The 17,664-nt window shown below is 67.9% G+C and carries 17 protein-coding genes; 1 reads left to right on the top strand and 16 read right to left on the bottom strand.

Annotation, left to right across the window (positions count from 1 at the left end):
- Positions 1-15: 15 nt before the first annotated feature.
- The 6 genes from G9373_RS00775 to G9373_RS00750 form a co-directional block, all read right to left on the bottom strand.
- The gene (locus G9373_RS00775; RefSeq protein ID WP_005240496.1) at positions 16-333 is read right to left on the bottom strand and encodes a DUF2469 domain-containing protein; all 318 of its coding nucleotides are present in this window, start codon (positions 331-333) and stop codon (positions 16-18) included.
- A 37-nt stretch (positions 334-370) separates the two neighbouring features.
- Positions 371-1,051, bottom strand: coding sequence for a ribonuclease HII (locus tag G9373_RS00770; protein WP_043792350.1), 681 nt, complete (start codon positions 1,049-1,051; stop codon positions 371-373).
- Entirely contained in the window at positions 1,048-1,830 is a 783-nt protein-coding gene (lepB, locus tag G9373_RS00765) for a signal peptidase I (RefSeq protein ID WP_005259374.1), read from the bottom strand. Before lepB ends, G9373_RS00770 begins: the two co-directional genes overlap by 4 nt.
- An 81-nt stretch (positions 1,831-1,911) precedes the next feature.
- A complete protein-coding gene (gene rplS / locus G9373_RS00760) occupies positions 1,912-2,253 on the bottom strand; it encodes a 50S ribosomal protein L19 (RefSeq protein ID WP_005240490.1) in 342 nt (113 codons plus the stop codon).
- Between the two features lie 94 nt (positions 2,254-2,347).
- Positions 2,348-3,253 carry a hypothetical protein gene (locus G9373_RS00755; RefSeq protein WP_005571203.1) on the bottom strand — a complete coding sequence of 302 codons (906 nt, stop codon included), beginning with the start codon at positions 3,251-3,253 and terminating at the stop codon, positions 2,348-2,350.
- 74 nt (positions 3,254-3,327) lie between these two features.
- Entirely contained in the window at positions 3,328-5,661 is a 2,334-nt protein-coding gene (locus G9373_RS00750) for a Tex family protein (protein WP_169695603.1), read from the bottom strand.
- A 75-nt stretch (positions 5,662-5,736) separates the two neighbouring features.
- On the opposite strand from G9373_RS00750, the gene G9373_RS00745 reads away from it, so the two are divergent.
- Complete coding sequence (locus G9373_RS00745; protein WP_206031412.1) at positions 5,737-6,774, top strand: serine hydrolase; 1,038 nt, start codon at positions 5,737-5,739, stop codon at positions 6,772-6,774.
- Between the two features lie 25 nt (positions 6,775-6,799).
- On the opposite strand, the gene trmD is transcribed toward G9373_RS00745, so the two are convergent.
- From trmD to ftsY, 10 genes are all read right to left on the bottom strand, one after another.
- Entirely contained in the window at positions 6,800-7,492 is a 693-nt protein-coding gene (trmD, locus tag G9373_RS00740; protein WP_005259386.1) for a tRNA (guanosine(37)-N1)-methyltransferase TrmD, read from the bottom strand.
- Between the two features lie 10 nt (positions 7,493-7,502).
- Positions 7,503-8,054 (bottom strand): ribosome maturation factor RimM, encoded by a 552-nt coding sequence (gene rimM, locus G9373_RS00735; protein ID WP_005564862.1) that lies wholly within the window; start codon positions 8,052-8,054, stop codon positions 7,503-7,505.
- Between the two features lie 13 nt (positions 8,055-8,067).
- On the bottom strand, positions 8,068-8,310 hold the full coding sequence (locus tag G9373_RS00730) for an RNA-binding protein (protein ID WP_005240479.1): 243 nt from the start codon (positions 8,308-8,310) through the stop codon (positions 8,068-8,070).
- Entirely contained in the window at positions 8,307-8,768 is a 462-nt protein-coding gene (gene rpsP / locus G9373_RS00725) for a 30S ribosomal protein S16 (protein WP_005240477.1), read from the bottom strand. The genes G9373_RS00730 and rpsP overlap by 4 nt, the downstream gene beginning before the upstream one ends.
- Before the next feature lie 177 nt (positions 8,769-8,945).
- Positions 8,946-10,031 carry an amidohydrolase family protein gene (locus tag G9373_RS00720; RefSeq protein ID WP_005564861.1) on the bottom strand — a complete coding sequence of 362 codons (1,086 nt, stop codon included), beginning with the start codon at positions 10,029-10,031 and terminating at the stop codon, positions 8,946-8,948.
- A gap of 3 nt (positions 10,032-10,034) precedes the next feature.
- Entirely contained in the window at positions 10,035-11,621 is a 1,587-nt protein-coding gene (ffh, locus tag G9373_RS00715) for a signal recognition particle protein (protein WP_133986542.1), read from the bottom strand.
- 76 nt (positions 11,622-11,697) lie between these two features.
- The gene (locus G9373_RS00710) at positions 11,698-14,250 is read right to left on the bottom strand and encodes a [protein-PII] uridylyltransferase (protein ID WP_005564857.1); all 2,553 of its coding nucleotides are present in this window, start codon (positions 14,248-14,250) and stop codon (positions 11,698-11,700) included.
- Positions 14,240-14,578 carry a P-II family nitrogen regulator gene (locus tag G9373_RS00705; protein WP_005240467.1) on the bottom strand — a complete coding sequence of 113 codons (339 nt, stop codon included), beginning with the start codon at positions 14,576-14,578 and terminating at the stop codon, positions 14,240-14,242. Before G9373_RS00705 ends, G9373_RS00710 begins: the two co-directional genes overlap by 11 nt.
- Positions 14,579-14,582: 4 nt before the next feature.
- Entirely contained in the window at positions 14,583-15,950 is a 1,368-nt protein-coding gene (locus tag G9373_RS00700; protein WP_167113569.1) for an ammonium transporter, read from the bottom strand.
- 211 nt (positions 15,951-16,161) lie between these two features.
- Entirely contained in the window at positions 16,162-17,601 is a 1,440-nt protein-coding gene (gene ftsY, locus G9373_RS00695) for a signal recognition particle-docking protein FtsY (protein WP_206031410.1), read from the bottom strand.
- Between the last annotated feature and the right edge of the window lie 63 nt (positions 17,602-17,664).

Below are 17,664 nucleotides of genomic sequence, written 5' to 3'. Positions count from 1 at the left end.
CGAGGACGTCGCCCGTCAGGACAGACCGTTGTCCGGGAGCCGCAGGTCCGGCTTGTCGAGCTCCTCGATGTTCACGTCCTTGAACGTGATGACGCGGACATACTTCACGAAGCGCGCGGGACGGTACATGTCCCACACCCATGCATCGGACATACGCAGTTCGAAGTAGATCTCCCCGTCCGCGTTGTGTGGCAGCAACTCCACCGAGTTGGCCAGATAGAACCGGCGCTCGGTCTCCACGACATAGGAGAACTGACCGACGATGTCCCGATACTCGCGGTAGAGCGACAGCTCCATCTCGGTTTCGTACTTCTCGAGATCCTCGGCACTCATCGGTCTCGGAGTCCTCCTGCTCTGGTGTGAATTGTCATCATCTCGCACTTCCGGAACTGTTATCCACCCGGTGTATCAACGCCGCGACGTTCGACCACGAGCGGCGGTGCTCCGGGCACGGGCCCAGCTCCTCGAGTGCCGCAAGGTGCGCGGGCGTGTTGTAGCCCTTGTGGATCGCGAAACCGTAACCGGGATGTGCCTCGTCCATCGCGACCATCACCCGGTCACGAGACACCTTGGCCAGCACACTCGCCGCCGCGATGCATGCCGCCGCGGCGTCGCCGCCGATCACCGGCAGCGACGGGGCCGGGAGCCCCGGGACGCGGAAGCCGTCTGTGAGAACGTAACCCGGGGTGGTCGAGAGGCCGGCGACGGCACGTCGCATGCCCTCGATGTTGGCCACGTGGACACCCATGCGGTCGACTTCCTCGGCCGGGAAAGACACGACGCTCCACGCCACTGCCAGCCGGGTGATGGCCGGGAACAGCTCTTCACGCGTGCGTTCGGTGAGTTTCTTCGAATCGTCGAGGCGCGCCAGTGCCGGATACGGCTTCGGTGCGAGCACGCAGGCCGCCACGACGAGCGGGCCTGCACACGCACCCCGGCCCGCCTCGTCGACACCGGCCACCGGCCCGAGGCCGCTCCGGACCAGGGCCGACTCCATCGTCCGCAGACCGGACGACCTGCGAATGACGATGCGTGGAGGCCAGGAAGTCACTTGCCCTGGATATCGGGTGAGCTGATCGTGCCCATCCGCGCCGGCGGCAACGCGATGAAGACCGCCTTACCGATCACGTTGTCGAGCGGGATGGTGCCTTGCATGTCGTCGCCCACGTGGTACCGCGAGTCCGCGGAGTTGCTGCGGTTGTCGCCCATCACCCACAGGTGGCCGTCCGGGACGGTGACCGGACCGAAGCAGCGTGCCGACTTCAACGCGGTGTCGCAGGCCTGCGAGCCGGGGACGAACGGGAAGTCCATGACGACGTAGGGCTCGTCGAGCGGTGTGCCGTCGACCAGGATGCGGCCCTGGTCGTCGCAGCATTCGACGGTCTGACCGCCGGTGGCGATCACCCGCTTGACGAGGTCGTTCTCGTCCGGGGGGACGAGTCCGACGAGGGAACCGAGTTCCTGCGCACCGCGGATCACCACGTTGGAGGACCGGGTGGAGACGAAATCCTGCGACCACGAATCGGGGCCTCGGAACACGATGACGTCACCCGGTTGCGGTTCACCGAAGCGGTAACCGATCTTCTCGACCACGATGCGGTCGCCGGTGCAGCCCGCGCACCCGTGCAGCGTCGGTTCCATCGATTCGGACGGAATGAGATACACCCGGGCGACGAACGTCTGCAACAGGAAACTCAGAACGAGCGCGACCAGAATCAGGATCGGCAACTCGCGGAAGAAGGAGCGGGGCTTCTTCTCGGGCTCCGCCGTACCGCCGTTCACGGCGGAGGTGGCGGCCGAATCGCCGGTGGTCTCGGATTCCGACGACAATGCCCGCTCCTTCGAAGAATCTGTCACGAAGTCAGATTAGCCCGGCACTGCGAGTACGCAGTGCCGGGCTCATCGGAAAGGTCAGCGCTTTTCCTTGATCTTGGCGGCCTTGCCACGCAGATCGCGGAGGTAGTACAGCTTGGCGCGCCGGACGTCACCGCGGGTGACGACCTCGATCTGCGCCAGGTTCGGGCTGTGGACCGGGAAGGTGCGCTCGACGCCGACACCGAAGGAGACCTTGCGGACGGTGAAGGTCTCGCGGACGCCGCCGCCCTGACGGCGGATCACGACGCCCTTGAAGACCTGCACGCGCTCCTTCGAGCCTTCGATGACCTTGACGTGCACGTTGAGGGTGTCGCCGGGACGGAACTCGGGAATGTCGTCGCGGAGGGACTTCTTGTCCAGGAAATCGAGAGTGTTCATCGGTGTTCCATCCTTGCGTTTTCGCAGGAGCAGAGGAACCGAGCGGCACCCGGACGTTCGGAGAACACCGGTGCTCGTCTGGTTCGTGCCCAGATCAAGTATTGCTGCCTGGTCCAGGCAACCCGTCCATTGTGCCAGACGCCACCGGGTGAAGAGAAATCGGCGGTGGCGCCGCATGCACCACATGGTCGAGTTCCACCTCCGCCGCCACCCTGGCATGCTCCGCGGCTTCCTTCACGTGCTCCGCGCTGGGCGTCCCCGCGATGAAGTCCTGCACGAAGATCTTGGCCCGGATGACCGGCCGACGCCATTTTCGCTCCCGTTCGAGTGCGCGGAGCATCCGCTTCGGCTTGGAGGTGTACCGCCACCGCGCCCACGGCGCGCTCGGCCGGCTCAATCGGAGCGCCCCGATCAGCAGGATCGGGAAGATGAACAGGCCGAGCAGACCGGTCCAGATCTTCCCCTTCAGCAGCACCACCGCCGCGATGAGCAGGTTGATGACGGACGACACCCCGATCGCGACCCGCACCCACGGATCGGGCGAATCCCGGAAGTCGGTGACGTTGATCAGTTCGAGCGGCCGGAGTCCGAGGAGCAGCAGACCCGTCACCGCGATCGCCACGAACACGGCATCGACCGACGTCCGGCCCTCATCCGCCCAGTACACGTCCTGCAGGTAGAAGATCAGCGCGAATTCGTCCAGCACCAGCGCGGCGCCGATCCCGAAGAACGTGGCGAGGACGGCGCCGGTGGTCTGGGTGCCGTCCTCGTACACGGCGATGAGGGAAACTCCCGACACGAGCATCGTGACGACGCCGAACACCACGTGGTGGACGTGGTGCCCGCCGGGTTTCACATTGCCCGGCCACCACGACACCTCGGCGCGGATCATCCGCACGCTCAACCGGATGAACAGGAAAGCCGCGAGAAACCCGAGCAGGAAAAAGAGCAGAGGCAGCCGCCCGTGCCCGACGATTTCCCGATCCAGCCATTCGTACATCGGCATCCACTATCCCAGTAAAGAACTGGTCACTCCATCGAAAAGTGGTGGCTCGTGTCGGGATGGTGACCTGTTTACTTTCCGAATCCCGCCTTCCGCAGCGCGTCGGCCATCGAACCGCCGGGCGCCGTGCGGGAGTCACGCCCGCGATCGCGTCCACCCTGCTGCTGCGGCTTGCCGCCGCGCCGATCCTGCGGCTGCCCGCCACCGCGTCGGTCCGGCCGCTGCCCGCCGCCGCGGGGACCGTCGTTCTTGCGGCCGGCCCCGACCTCGTCGTCGAGCCGCAGCGTCAGCCCGATGCGCTGACGGGCCTCGTCCACCTCGAGGACCTTCACCTTCACGACGTCGCCCGACTTCACCACGTCCCGCGGGTCCTTGACGAAGTTGTGGGACATCGCGGACACGTGAACGAGGCCGTCCTGGTGGACGCCGACGTCGACGAACGCGCCGAACGCCGCCACGTTGGTGACGACACCCTCCAACGTCATCCCCGGCTTCAGGTGTGACACCTTCTCGATGCCGGCCGCGAACGTGGCCGTCTTGAACTCCGGGCGGGGGTCGCGGCCGGGCTTCTCGAGCTCACCGATGATGTCGGTGACCGTGGGCAGGCCGAACCGGTCGTCGACGAAGTCTGCCGGGTTCAGGCTGCGGAGCGCGGACGTGTTGCCGATGATCTCGCGCACGTCGGTGCCGCTGGCGCCGACGATCTTGCGCACCACCGGGTAGGCCTCGGGGTGAACGCTGGACGCGTCGAGCGGGTCGTCCCCGTTGGGGATGCGCAGGAAGCCGGCGCACTGCTCGAACGCCTTCGGACCGAGTCTCGCGACATCCTTGAGCCCCTTGCGGCTGCGGAACGGGCCGTTCTGGTCCCGGTGCGCGACGATGCTCTCGGCCAGCGAACCTGCGATACCGGACACGCGGGACAGCAGCGGCACCGACGCGGTGTTCACGTCGACGCCGACCGCGTTCACCGCGTCCTCGACGACCGCGCCGAGCGACCGTGCGAGCAGCGTCTCCGACACGTCGTGCTGGTACTGCCCGACGCCGATCGACTTCGGGTCGATCTTCACCAGTTCGGCGAGAGGATCCTGCAGTCGGCGCGCGATGGAGACCGCTCCACGGATCGACACGTCGAGGTCGGGCAACTCCGCCGAGGCGTACGCGGACGCCGAGTACACGGACGCGCCGGCCTCGGACACCACGATCTTCGTCAGGTTGGTGGTGCCCGACTTGGCGATCAGCTCGGTCGCGAGTGCATCCGTCTCGCGGGAGGCGGTGCCGTTCCCGATGGCGATGAGCTCCACGCCGTGCTTGGCGACGAGACCGGCGAGGGTGGCCAGGGAGGCGTCCCATTTGTTCTGCGGCTGATGCGGGTAGATCGTGTCGTGGGCCACCACCTTGCCGGTGGCGTCCACGACCGCGACCTTCGTACCGGTCCGGAAACCGGGGTCGAGGCCCATCGTGGCGCGGGTACCGGCAGGCGCTGCCAGCAACAGGTCGCGCAGGTTGTTGGCGAACACGTCGACGGCGTCCTTCTCCGCCGACTGCCGCAGGCGCATCCGGGTGTCGATGCCCAGCGTGACGATCATCTTGGTGCGCCACGCCCACCGCACGGTGTCGAGCAGCCACCGGTCGGCGGGCCTGCCGCGGTCGGCGATGCCGAACCGGCCGGCGATCCGGCCCTCGTAGACGGTGGGCTCGCCGGGGACGGGCTCCTCCGTGTCGGGTGCCAGGGTGAGCGTGAGCACCTCTTCCTTCTCGCCGCGCAGCACCGCCAGGATGCGGTGGGACGGGAGCTTGCCGAACGGCTCGGAGAACTCGAAGTAGTCGGCGAACTTCGCGCCCTCGGTCTCCTTGCCCTTGCGGACCGCGGACACCAGCTGCCCACGGGTCCACATCAGCTCGCGGAGCTCACCCACCAGGTCTGCGTCTTCGGCGAAACGCTCGACGAGGATCGCGCGCGCACCCTCGAGCTGTTCGGCCGTGTAGGACGCCGGATCGGTGGAGGGATCGGTGATCAGCGCGTCGGCGACGGGCTCGTGCCCGGCTTCGCGGGCGATCTGCGCCTTCGTGCGGCGCTTCGGCTTGAACGGCAGGTAGATGTCCTCGAGGCGCGCCTTCGTGTCGGCGGTCATGATCTGCCCACGCAACTGGTCGTCGAGCTTGCCCTGCGAGTCGATCGACTCGAGCACGGCAACCCGGCGCTCGTCCAGTTCCCGCAGGTAACGCAGGCGTTCCTCGAGCTGGCGGAGCTGAGCGTCGTCGAGCGTTCCGGTGACTTCCTTGCGGTACCGGGCGATGAAGGGCACGGTGGCTCCACCGTCGAGGAGGTCCACGGCGGCCGCGACCTGTCCCTCCCGGACGTCGAGCTCCTCGGCAATGCGCTGGTTCACGGTCTTGAGAGTCACGGAAATGGACCCTACCGCTACCCTGAGACAATATCGTCGGCGGTGAGGCCGTCACGGAAATCTCGGGAGAATTTCATGTCCAGGCTGATCCGTTGCCTGACGGTCCTGGTCTTCCTGCTGGCTGCGCCGCCGGCCTGCACCATCCCGACCGAGACGAACTCCGTGGTCGACATCCCGGCGACGTCACCCGCCGTCGCGACCCCCGACCTCCTCCCTGCCGACGAACCGCCGGCGGGTGACGGCGTGACCGTGAGCCCCGAGCCGTTCCCGTCCGCGCGAGTCCCCGTCACCGCACCCCTCGCCGAACGCATCTCGGCGGCGGTCGCGACGGCGGCCACCGAGCGCGGCGCCGACGTGTCTATCGCCGTTCTGGACCGCGCCGCCGGCAGCTATCTGGAGGGCGCCGCCGCCGAACCGGTCGAAACGGCGTCGTTGGCCAAGCTGTTCATCGCCGCCCAGATGTACCACCTCGACGCGCTCGGTGAGCGGACACTGTCCGACTACGACCGTGTCCTCCTGAAGCGGATGCTCGAGGCGTCCGACGACGACGCGGCCAACACTCTCTGGGACGATCTGGGCGGCTCGGACGTCGTCGTCGACGTCGCCGGGCGGTACGGACTCGCCGCGACCACACCGCCCTGGGACGGGTTGTGGTGGAACACCGAGACGACCGCCGCCGACCTCGTGACGTTCTATGCCGGGCTTCTCGACGACCGTGACGGCCTGGGCCCGGGTCGCATCGCCGAGTTCGTCGACTACCTGCGCTCGTCGACACCCGAGGGCATCGACGGTTACGACCAGCGCTTCGGCATCCCCGACGGGTTGCCCGGCGAGAACGTCGTCGGGGTGAAACAGGGTTGGATGTGCTGTGTGGGCGATCGGTGGATCCACGTGTCGACGGGCCTGATCGGTGACGACAACCGCTACATCGTGGCCGTCGCGTCCCGCGAGGACATCCGGTACGAGGACGACGAGGAGTCGTACCCGGACACCGCGACCACAGATGTCACCGAGGATTCCAGCGCCCGGCATGCACGGGACACGATGACCGGATTCGTGAAGTCCCTGTTCCCCACCGGTGTCGTCGACGACTGGGCACATCCCCAGGGCTAGCGCCCGGGCAGGACCGGAAATCGGTTCAGGGCAACAGGTCCGGACGGCGTTCGGCCGTGCGTTGCAGCGACTGCTCGTGTCGCCACGCAGCCACCTTCGCGTGATCACCCGACAGCAGGACGGGCGGGACGTCGAGTCCGCGCCACGTCGCCGGCCGCGTGTAGCTGGGTCCTTCGAGGAGGCCGTCGGAAAACGAATCCTCTTGGTGCGACTGCTGATTGCCGAGCACTCCGGGGATCAGGCGCACGAACGCCTCGGTCATCACCAGCACGGCCGCCTCGCCCCCGATGAGGACGTAGTCGCCGATGCTCACCTCTTCGACGCGCACCCGGCGGGCGGCGTCGTCGAACACGCGCTGATCGATGCCTTCGTAACGTCCGCAGGCGAAGACGATGTGCTTCTCCCCCGCCCAGCGCTCGGCGGTGGCCTGCGTGAAAGGAACACCGGCCGGTGTGGGGACGACCAGCAGCGTGTCCGAGTCGCCGTCGCCCGCGGCGAGGACATCGTCCAGCGCGGGCCCCCACACCGTGGGTTTCATCACCATCCCCGGCCCGCCGCCGTACGGAGAATCGTCGACGGCCTTGTGGACGTCGTGCGTCCAGTCCCGCAGATCGTGCACGTCGACGGAGATGAGGCCCTTGTCGATGGCCTTGCCGAGCAACGCCGCTCGAAGCGGTTCGAGGTACTCGGGGAAGATGGTGACCACGTCGAGACGCATGGCTACCGACTCACTTCCCGTCGGCGGATTCACCGAAGTCGGGATCGAGCAACCCTTCCGGCGGATCGATCTCGACGACGCCGTCGGCGACGGACACCGACGTGACGATCGCGGCCACGAACGGGACGAGAAGTTCGCCGGACTGTTCGCCGGCCCGGCGGATCGAGAGCAATTCGCCTGCCGCGGAATGCAATACCTCGATGACGGTTCCCACCTCGGTGCCGTCCGCGAGGCGCACCGACAGTCCCTCGAGTTCGTGATCGTAGAATTCGTCAGGGTCGTCGGACGGCTCGAGTTCGGCGCTGTCGATGACGAACAGCGTGCCCCGCAGGGCATCCGCCGCGGTGCGGTCCGACACCCCTTCGAGGCGCAGCAGAAGCCGCCCGGAATGGTCCCGGGCGGCTTCCACCGTGTATGTGCTCACAGTCTGCTCGCGCGGCTTGTGCCCCCGCAGCACGGCACCGACGGCGAATCGATCCTCGGGTTCGTCGGTGCGAACCTCGACCACGACCTCACCCTTGATGCCGTGCGACTTGGCGACACGGCCGACGACGAGCTCCACTGCTGTAAGGCCTCTACTGATCGGTGTCGACGACGTCGACACGGATCCCGCGGCCACCGATACCGGAGACCAGCGTCCGCAGAGCGGTCGCGGTGCGGCCACCGCGACCGATGACCTTGCCGAGATCGTCAGGGTTGACGTGCACCTCGACAGTGCGCCCCCGACGCCCGGTGATCAGCTCGACACGAACGTCGTCGGGGTTGGCGACGATGCCACGAACGAGGTGCTCCACGGCATCGGCGACGACGGCACTCACTTGTCAGCAGCCTCGGACTCTGCAGCAGCCTCGGCGGGAGCGTCGGCAGCAGCCTCGGCGTCCTCGGCCTTCGCCTTCTTCTTCTTGGGCGTGATGGCCTCGCCGACGGGCTCGTTCTCGGCCTGCGCGAGCGCAGCCTGGAACAGCTCCAGCTTGGAGGGCTTGGCTTCCTTGACGCGGAGGGTGCCCTCGGCGCCCGGCAGGCCCTTGAACTTCTGCCAGTCACCGGTGATCTTGAGGATGGCCTCGACGGGCTCGGTGGGCTGGGCGCCGACGCCGAGCCAGTACTGAGCGCGCTCGGAATCGACCTCGATCAGCGAGGGCTCTTCCTTGGGGTGGTACTTCCCGATGGTCTCGATCGCACGGCCGTTGCGGCGGGTGCGGGAGTCGGCGACGACGATGCGGTACTGCGGGTTCCGGATCTTGCCGAGCCGGGTGAGCTTGATCTTGACAGCCACTGCTGTACTTCTCCTTCAGTGCGCACACGAGTGCCCACGTGTCACGTGCAATTCGGCGACGCGCAGGAATAGCGCGCCCGGTTTTGCCTCCAACCTGTGACCGCCGCGCGGTGCGTGACCGGATGCGACGAACAGCGGTTCATTCTGCCAGACGAACACCGTCAGGGGGAAACCAGGTCATCGGGTCTTGACGACGGTGCCCCGCAGCACCACGACATCGGGCGCGGCGAGGGCGTCGCTGCTCGCGCGCGGGTCGTTCCGGAATACCAGCAGATCCGCGGGCGCACCCGCTTCCACTCCCGGATGTCCGAGCCACGCGCGCGCGTCCCAGCATGCGGCGCCGAGCGCCTCGGACGGGGTCAGTCCGACCGCCTTCAGTTCCTCGACTTCGTCGGCGATGCGTCCGTGGACGATCGATCCGCCGGCGTCGGTGCCGGCGTAGATCGGGATCCCCGCGTCGTGCGCGGCACCGATGGTGTCCTTCACCCGCGAGTGCAGGTCACGCATGTGCGCGGCGTAGATCGGGAACCGCGAGGCGGACTCGGCGATGTCCGGGAACGTCGCGATATTGATCAACGTCGGGACGAGGGCGGTTCCGTGCGAGACCATCAGCTCGATCGTCTCGTCGGTGAGCCCGGTGCCGTGCTCGATGCAGTCGATTCCGGCGTTGATCAGGCCCGGAAGCGCATCCTCGGCGAAGACGTGCGCGGTGACACGAGCCCCTTCGCGGTGCGCGGCCGCGATCGCCTCGACGAGGATGTCGTCGCTCCACAAGGGCGCCAGGTCGCCCGAGGAGCGGTCGATCCAGTCGCCGACGAGCTTGACCCATCCGTCGCCGGCCCGGGCCTGGCGCACCACCTCGTCCGGCAGTTGCGACTCGTCCTCCAGATCGACCGGGAGTCCGCGGATGTACCGCTTGGGCGCGGCGATGTGCTGCCCGGCGCGGATGATCCTCGGCAGGTCGGGGCGGTTGTCGACGAACCGGGTGTCGACCGGCGAACCCGCGTCACGGATCAGCAGGACCCCACAGTCGCGCTCGGTCTCCGCCTGCGCGATCAACCCTTCGACGCTCTCGCCGCCCCCACCGCCGAACCGGATGCCGACGTGGCAGTGAGCGTCGACGAGACCGGGCACGATCCATCCCGATTCGCAGACGGTCTCGGCGCCGGGAACCGGTTCCGTCGAGATCACACCGCCGTCGACCCAGAACTCGACCGGCTGTTCGTCGGGCAGACCGGTCCCCCGGAAGTGCAGTGCAGCCATCGGCTACTTCTTCGGCAGCTTCAGCTGGGACAGGTCGATGCCCTCGAGTCCGGGCGGCAATTCGTCCAGGCCCTTCGGCATGTTCGACAAATCCGGCATCCCCGCGGGAAGACCGCCGGGCGGCATTCCCGGGAACCCACCGGGCAGACCGCCGGGGAATCCTCCGCGCACCTTCGGCGGCGTCGGTCCCTTGCCCCCCTTCTTGCCCTTCTTGCCCTTCTTGCTGCGGTGCTGCTTCCGTGAACCGGGCATGCCCATCCGCCCGGCCATCGCGGCCATCATCTTGCGGGCCTCGAAGAAACGGTCGACGAGCTGGTTGACGTCGGAGACCTTGACGCCCGAACCGTTGGCGATCCGCAGCCTGCGGGAGGCGTTGATGATCTTGGGATCGTCGCGCTCGGCGGGGGTCATGCCGCGGATGATGGCCTGCACCCGGTCGAGCTGCTTCTCGTCGACGTTCGCGAGAGCGTCCTTCATCTGTCCCGCACCCGGGAGCATGCCCAGGAGGTTGCCGATGGGGCCCATCTTGCGGACGGCCATCATCTGCTCGAGGAAGTCCTCCAGTGTGAGCTGGCCCGAGCCGATCTTCTGTGCGGTGGCCTCGGCCTGCTCGGCGTCGAAGTGCTGCTCGGCCGCCTCGATCAGGCTGAGGACGTCACCCATGCCGAGGATGCGGCTGGCCATGCGATCGGGGTGGAAGACGTCGAAGTCCTCGAGCTTCTCACCCGTGGACGCGAACAGGATGGGCTGCCCGGTGACCTCGCGGACGCTGAGCGCCGCACCACCGCGGGCGTCGCCGTCGAGCTTCGTGAGCACGACACCGGTGAATCCGACACCCTCACGGAACGCCTCGGCCGTGCTGACCGCGTCCTGACCGATCATCGCGTCGAGAACGAAGATCGTCTCGTCCGGGTTCACGGCGTCGCGGATACCCGCCGCCTGCGCCATCAGGTCGGCGTCGATACCCAGGCGGCCCGCGGTGTCGACGATGACCACGTCGAACTGCTTGTTGCGGGCTTCCTCGACACCTGCCCGGGCCACCTCGATCGGGTCGGCCGCGGTGATGCCCAGCTCGTTGTCGCCGCCGCCGATGGACGTGCCGGGGTGCGGAGCGAACACCGTGGCGCCCGCCCTCTCGCCGACGATCTGCAGCTGGGTGACGGCGCCGGGACGCTGCAGGTCGCAGGCGACGAGCAGCGGGGTGTGCCCCTGGTCGCGCAGCCACTTCGCGAGCTTGCCTGCGAGCGTCGTCTTACCGGAACCCTGCAGACCGGCGAGCATGATGACCGTCGGCGGCGTCTTGGCGAACACCAGACGGCGGGTCTCGCCACCGAGGATCCCGACAAGTTCCTCGTTGACGATCTTGACGACCTGCTGCGCCGGGTTCAGCGCCGCCGACACCTCGACGCCCTTGGCGCGTTCCTTGATCTTGGCGATGAACGCGCGGACGACGGGCAGCGCGACGTCTGCCTCGAGCAGGGCCAACCGGATCTCACGGCAGGTGGCATCGATGTCGGCTCCGGAAAGGCGACCCTTGCCACGCAGATCCTTGAGGGTTCCGGTCAACCTGTCGGAAAGGGATTCGAACACCGAGTGCGCTCCTGAAGTCATACGAGTGTGCGGTGGATATTCTCGGGCACCAGCCTAGCCGCTCACGTCCTGCCGTTCATTCTCCCCCGCTGCCCTCCTGCTTCTTCGGCTTCGTCAGCGGAACGACGCCGAGGATCGCGCTCTCGACCTGTTCCCGGCTCGCCCGGGTGTCCCCGCCGCCGAGATCGAGGCAGAACGAGTCGATCACCGACGAACCCAGGGTGGTCACCCGCGCCCAGCGGACGTCGGCCCCGCACGTGTCGAACGCGTCGGCCAGCCTGGACAGCAGCCCCAGCCGATCCTCGGCCCTGAGCTCGAGGATGACCTCGCCGGGCGACGCGGTGTCGAACCAGATGACCCGCGGCGGCGCCTGCGCGTACTGCACCGGAACCGCGGCTTCGCCCCGTTCCTCCACGGCGGCCACGCGCTGGCTCTCGCGAGCCTCCTCTTCCTTGGCCGTCAGCATCTCCAGCAGATTCAGCTCTCCCGCCAGCGCGCGGATCAGCTCCTGCCGCAGCAGACCCGCCTGCGGCGGCGCCCCGAATCTCGGAGACACGACGAACGAATTGACAGCCGACCCCTCGGCACTGCCCAGCGACGCGGAGTGGACCCGCAGCGAATGAAGCGCGAGCACACCTGCCGCTTTCGACAGCAGACCACGCTGGTCGGGGGCGATGACCGTCACCACGTACGTGTGGGGACTGTCGGCGGGGACCAGCGCGACGTGCACGCCACCCGACGCCGCAAGCGCGACGTGTTCCGGATCGAGCGGATCGGGTGCGGGAAGAACCTCGCCCGCCATGACCATGCGGCAGCGCCGCACGAGTTCCCCGATCAGCGAGGACTTCCAGTCGCCCCACACACCGGGACCCGTCGCCAGTGAATCCGCCTCCGCCAGCGCGTGCAGCAACTCCAGCAGAACGCCGTCACCGCCGAGTGCCTCCACCACCTTCTCGACCGTCTCGGGATCGTCGAGGTCACGCCGCGTCGCGGTGTGCGGCAGCAGCAGATGGTGGCGCACGATCGCCGTCAGCAGCGCGACGTCCGAAGGCCACAATCCGAGACGCTTACCGATCTGGGTGGCCAGTTCCGCGCCGACCACACTGTGGTCGCCGCCGCGGCCCTTGCCGATGTCGTGCAGCAACGCACCGAGCATCAGCAGGTCCGGGCGCGCGACGCGGGTGGTGAACCCACTGGCGTAGGCGGCGGTCTCGACGAGGTGACGATCCACGGTCCACGTGTGCACCGCGTCCCGCGGCGGCAGATCCCGGACGGCACCCCACTCGGGAAGAAGCCTGCCCCACAGCCCGGTCCGATCGAGAGCCTCGATCGCCGCGACGGCACGGCTACCCGAGCCGAGCATCACCAGCAGATCGTTCAGCGCCTCCTTCGGCCACGGCTCGCGCAGCTCGGGGGCGTTGTCGGCCAAGCGATTCAGAGTGGACGCCGACATCGGCATCCCCGTCGTCGCCGACGCCGACGCGACCCGCAGCACGAGGCCGGGGTCCTTCGCCGGCCGGGCATCGCGCGCCAGCACCACTTCCCCGGCGTGCTCGACGACACCCTCGTCGAGGGGCCGTCGCACCGGCGGTCGGCGCAACCGCGCCAGACCGCGCCGCGGCAGGGCGTGTCCGGCCGTCCGCACACCGACCTCGACGGAATAGCTGATGGTGCGCGCGGCGTCGCTGAGCATGCGCGCGAGGTCGAATCGATCGCCGATCCGCAATGCGGCGCCGATCTCGTCGGCGTCCTGCGCTCGCAACTGATCCCGGGAGCGGCCTGCGACCCGGTGCAGTTCGGTGCGGACGTCGAGGAGCCGGCGATGTGCGAGTGCCAGTCCCCCGCCGGGCGACTCGGGACCGAGCCCGGGCATGCCGTCGGTGAGCTGCGCGATGGACAGCGCGTTGAGCAACTGTACGTCCCGCAGTCCACCGCGACCGCTCTTCAGGTCGGGCTCTGCGCGGTGGGCGATCTCGCCGCTGCGTTCCCAGCGCGACCGGGTCTGCTCGATGAGGCCGTCGAAACGGTTGCGGATGTCGGTGCGCCACTGCCGGCGCACCCCGCTGATGAGCAGATTGGTCAGCTCGACGTCGCCGACGATGTGACGGGCCTCGAGCATTCCCAGCGCCGCGGTGATGTCCGTGTCCGCCACCTGCAGGGCCTGAGGGATGGTGCGGACGCTGTGGTCGAGCTTGATGTGCGCGTCCCACAACGGATACCAGAGCTGGTCGGCCACCTGCGAGACGACCGTCGGATCCATGTCGTCGTGAAGCAGAAGGAGGTCGAGATCCGAATACGGCAGGAGTTCCCGGCGACCGAGCCCACCGACCGCGACGAGCGCGAAGCCGCTGTCGGGTTTGATGCCCAGCTCGGCACCCTTTGTGGTCAACCAGAACTCGTGCAGGTCGACGAGCGCGTGACGGAGCGCGGCAGCGTCGAGTCGACGCCCGTGACCTGCGGAATTCCTTGCGCCGGGGCTGGTCTCGGAGCCACCGGTGAGCAGTTGCCTGCGTGCGCGGGCCAGGTCCGCTGCTTGGTCCGATCCGCCTGACGCAACCGGCCCTGGTTCCGTCGCCTTGGCGACGGGACCAGGGCCGGTCTTACCGGACCCGTTGGGGTCAGAGCGCATCCGCGCCGCGTTCCCCGGTACGCACCCGGATCACCGACTCGACCGGTGAGACCCAGACCTTGCCGTCACCGATCTTGCCGGTGCGTGCCGCCTCGACGATCACCTCGACGACCTTGTCCACAGCAGCGTCGTCCACGACGACCTCGACCCGGACCTTCGGAACGAAATCGACCGAGTACTCGGCACCTCGGTAGACCTCGGTGTGGCCCTTCTGCCGGCCGTACCCCTGAACCTCGCTGACGGTCATCCCGAGGACGCCCGCCTGCTCGAGGCCCGTCTTCACGTCCTCCAGAGTGAACGGCTTGACAATTGCTGTGATCAGCTTCATTTCCTCATCCCTCCTTGCCGGATACACGAGCAGTTGCCGAGTTTCCGCCGAGAGCGGCGAAATCGTAGCCAGTTTCTGCGTGTTCCGACTCGTCCACTCCAAGTGATTCACCCTCGTCGCTGAGCCGCAGACTGATCGTGAACTTCACGATCAACGCGACGACGGCTGTACCGACGAGCGAGTAAAGCAGTACTGCTCCGGCGCCCACTGCCTGACGCCAGAGTTGGTCGAGGCCTCCACCATAGAACAGTCCGACAACACCCGCGGGCGCCTCAGCCGTTGCGACCAGGCCCACCATCAGCGTTCCGACGATGCCGCCGACGAGGTGGACACCGACGACATCGAGCGAGTCGTCGAATCCGAAGCGGAACTTGAGTCCGACCGCGAGCGCGCAGAGTGCGCCTGCCACGACGCCGATGGCGAGTGCGCCGAGGACGTTCACCGAGGAGCAGGAAGGCGTGATGGCAACCAGGCCGGCCACGATTCCGGACGCCGCGCCGAGTGTGGTGGCGTGGCCGTCGCGAATCCGCTCGACCAGGAGCCAGGCGAGCATGGCCGCGCACGTTCCGATGACGGTGGTGATGAAGGTTGCTCCGGCGATGCCGTTGGACCCGACGGCCGAACCGGCGTTGAAACCGAACCAGCCGAACCAGAGGAGGCCGGCGCCGAGCATCACGAAGGGCAGGTTGTGCGGGCGGAACGGGGTTCCCGGCCATCCCTTGCGCTTGCCGAGAATGATCGCGAGGACGAGGCCGGCGGCGCCGGCGTTGATGTGGACGGCGGTACCACCCGCGAAGTCGACCGCGGCGAGCTTGTTGGCGATCCAGCCACCGGTCTCGGCGGTGACACCGTCGAAGGCGAACACCCAGTGCGCCACGGGGAAGTACACGACCGTCGCCCAGAGGCCGGCGAACAGCAGCCAGGGCCCGAAGCGCAGGCGATCCGCCACGGCACCCGAAATGAGGGCGACGGTGATGATCGCGAACATGGCCTGGAACGCGACGAACACCGTCGCGGGGATGGTGCCGACGAGCGGGATCGCGGAATCGGCGATGACCGAACCTGCGTCGTCGGTCTCGGCGAGGTAGGACCCGCCGAACAGTCCCTTGAGTCCGAAGTACTGGAACGGATCACCGACAAGGTTTCCCTTGTCCTCACCGAAGGCCATGGAGTAGCCGTAGAGAACCCACAGGATGCCGACGACACCCATCGCGCTGATGCTCATCATGAGCATGTTCAGCACGCTCTTGGCCCGCACCATGCCGCCGTAGAAGAACGCAAGACCCGGAGTCATGAGCAACACGAGCGCGGCGCTGGTCAGCATCCACGCTGTGTCCCCGGTGTCCGGTGCACCGATAGTGGGGAAATCCACCTTGAGCCTCCTCCTTCTCTGCCCAGCCGGTAGCGGCTGACGACCTGAGAAGAAGGGTGCTCAGTTGGTGTTTCGGCTATGCCACTGCACTGTTTCGCGCTCGTGAACGCATCGGCCTATTTTGTTGCGTCCAGGTTTCGCCAGGCGATTTGCGGTCGGTTTCATCGCCCCGGAGCGGTCCGGGACCCCGCGACGACCCCGAATCGCTGCGTCAGCCGAGCAACGCGTCGACGAAGGCGCCCGGCTCGAACGGCGCCAGATCGTCGGCGCCCTCACCGAGCCCGACGAGCTTCACGGGAACCCCCAGTTCGTGCTGAACCTGGAACACGATGCCGCCCTTGGCGGTGCCGTCGAGCTTGGTGAGGACCACACCGGTGATGTCGACGACCTCGGCGAACACCCGCGCCTGCGCGAGGCCGTTCTGGCCGATGGTCGCGTCGAGGACGAGGAGCACGTCGTCGACCGAGGCCTTCTTCTCGATGACCCGCTTCACCTTGCCGAGCTCGTCCATCAGTCCCGTCTTCGTGTGGAGCCGGCCGGCGGTATCGATCAGCACGACGTCGACGCCGGTATCGATTCCCTTGGACACGGCGTCGAACGCGACGGCCGCCGGATCTGCGGCTTCCTTCCCGCGCACCACCTCGGCGCCCACTCGCTCGGCCCACGTCTGCAATTGGTCCGCGGCGGCGGCACGGAACGTGTCGGCGGCACCGAGCAGGACGCGCCTGCCGTCGGCCACGAGCACCCGTGCGAGCTTGCCGGTCGTGGTGGTCTTGCCGGTGCCGTTCACACCGACGACCAGCAGGACCGCCGGGTGGTCGTCGTGCGGCAGGGCACGGATCGAGCGATCGAGTTCCGGCCGGAGTTCGGCGACCAGGACTTCACGCAGCAGCGCGCGGGCATCGGCCTCGGTGCGGACGCTGCGCGATGCCATCTGCTCACGCAGCGACGTGACGATCTTCGTGGTGGTCGCCGAGCCGAGGTCGGCGATGAGGAGCGTGTCCTCCACCTCTTCCCAGGAGTCCTCGTCGAGATCACCACCACCGAGCAGTCCGAGCAGGCTCTTGCCCACCGCGGACTGGGAACGGGACAGCCGCCCCCGCAGGCGGTCGAGCCGTCCTTCGGTGGGGGCGATGACGTCGAGCACCGGCACGGCGGCAGCCGGTTCGGGTTCGGGTGCGGGCGCGACCTCGGGTTCCGCTTCGACCTCCGGCGCGACGACCGGCTCGTAGGTGACCGGCTCCGCCGGGGCCGTCGGCTTCTCCGGGGCCTTCTCCGGGGCCTTCTCCGGGGCCTTCTCCGGGGCCTTCTCAGGGGCCTTCTCAGGGGCCTTCTCCGGCGCCGGGGGCGCGACGACCTCGGGTTCGGGCGCGGCCACCTCGGGTTCGGGCGCCGGTTTCGGCAGAACCGGCTCGGGCGCAGGCGGACGCGGCGGTGCCGTCGCCGTCGACCCCTGGCTGAAGTTGAACCCGCCGTCCGCCCGGTAACTGCCCGAACGGTCCTTCTCCGCCGTGGTGACCTGCGGGGTGTCCGGCGCCTTCAGGGAAATCCGGCGACGCCGATACAGCAGGGACCCGACGACGAGAACGACGAGAAGTACGGCCAGTGCGGCCGCGATGGCAATCCAAGCTCCGGTAGTCACGCCGCCCATTGTTTCAGGCTCCGGATCTCGTCGCGCACTGCCTTCCCGCCCGCGCCGTCCCGGAGCGGGTCG

The sequence above is a fragment of the Rhodococcus sp. A14 genome, assembly GCF_011603105.1.
Classification (GTDB): Bacteria; Actinomycetota; Actinomycetes; order Mycobacteriales; family Mycobacteriaceae; genus Rhodococcus_F; species Rhodococcus_F opacus.
Note: the sequence above shows the minus strand (reverse complement) of the source record. Positions and strands in the feature narration are given on the sequence as shown.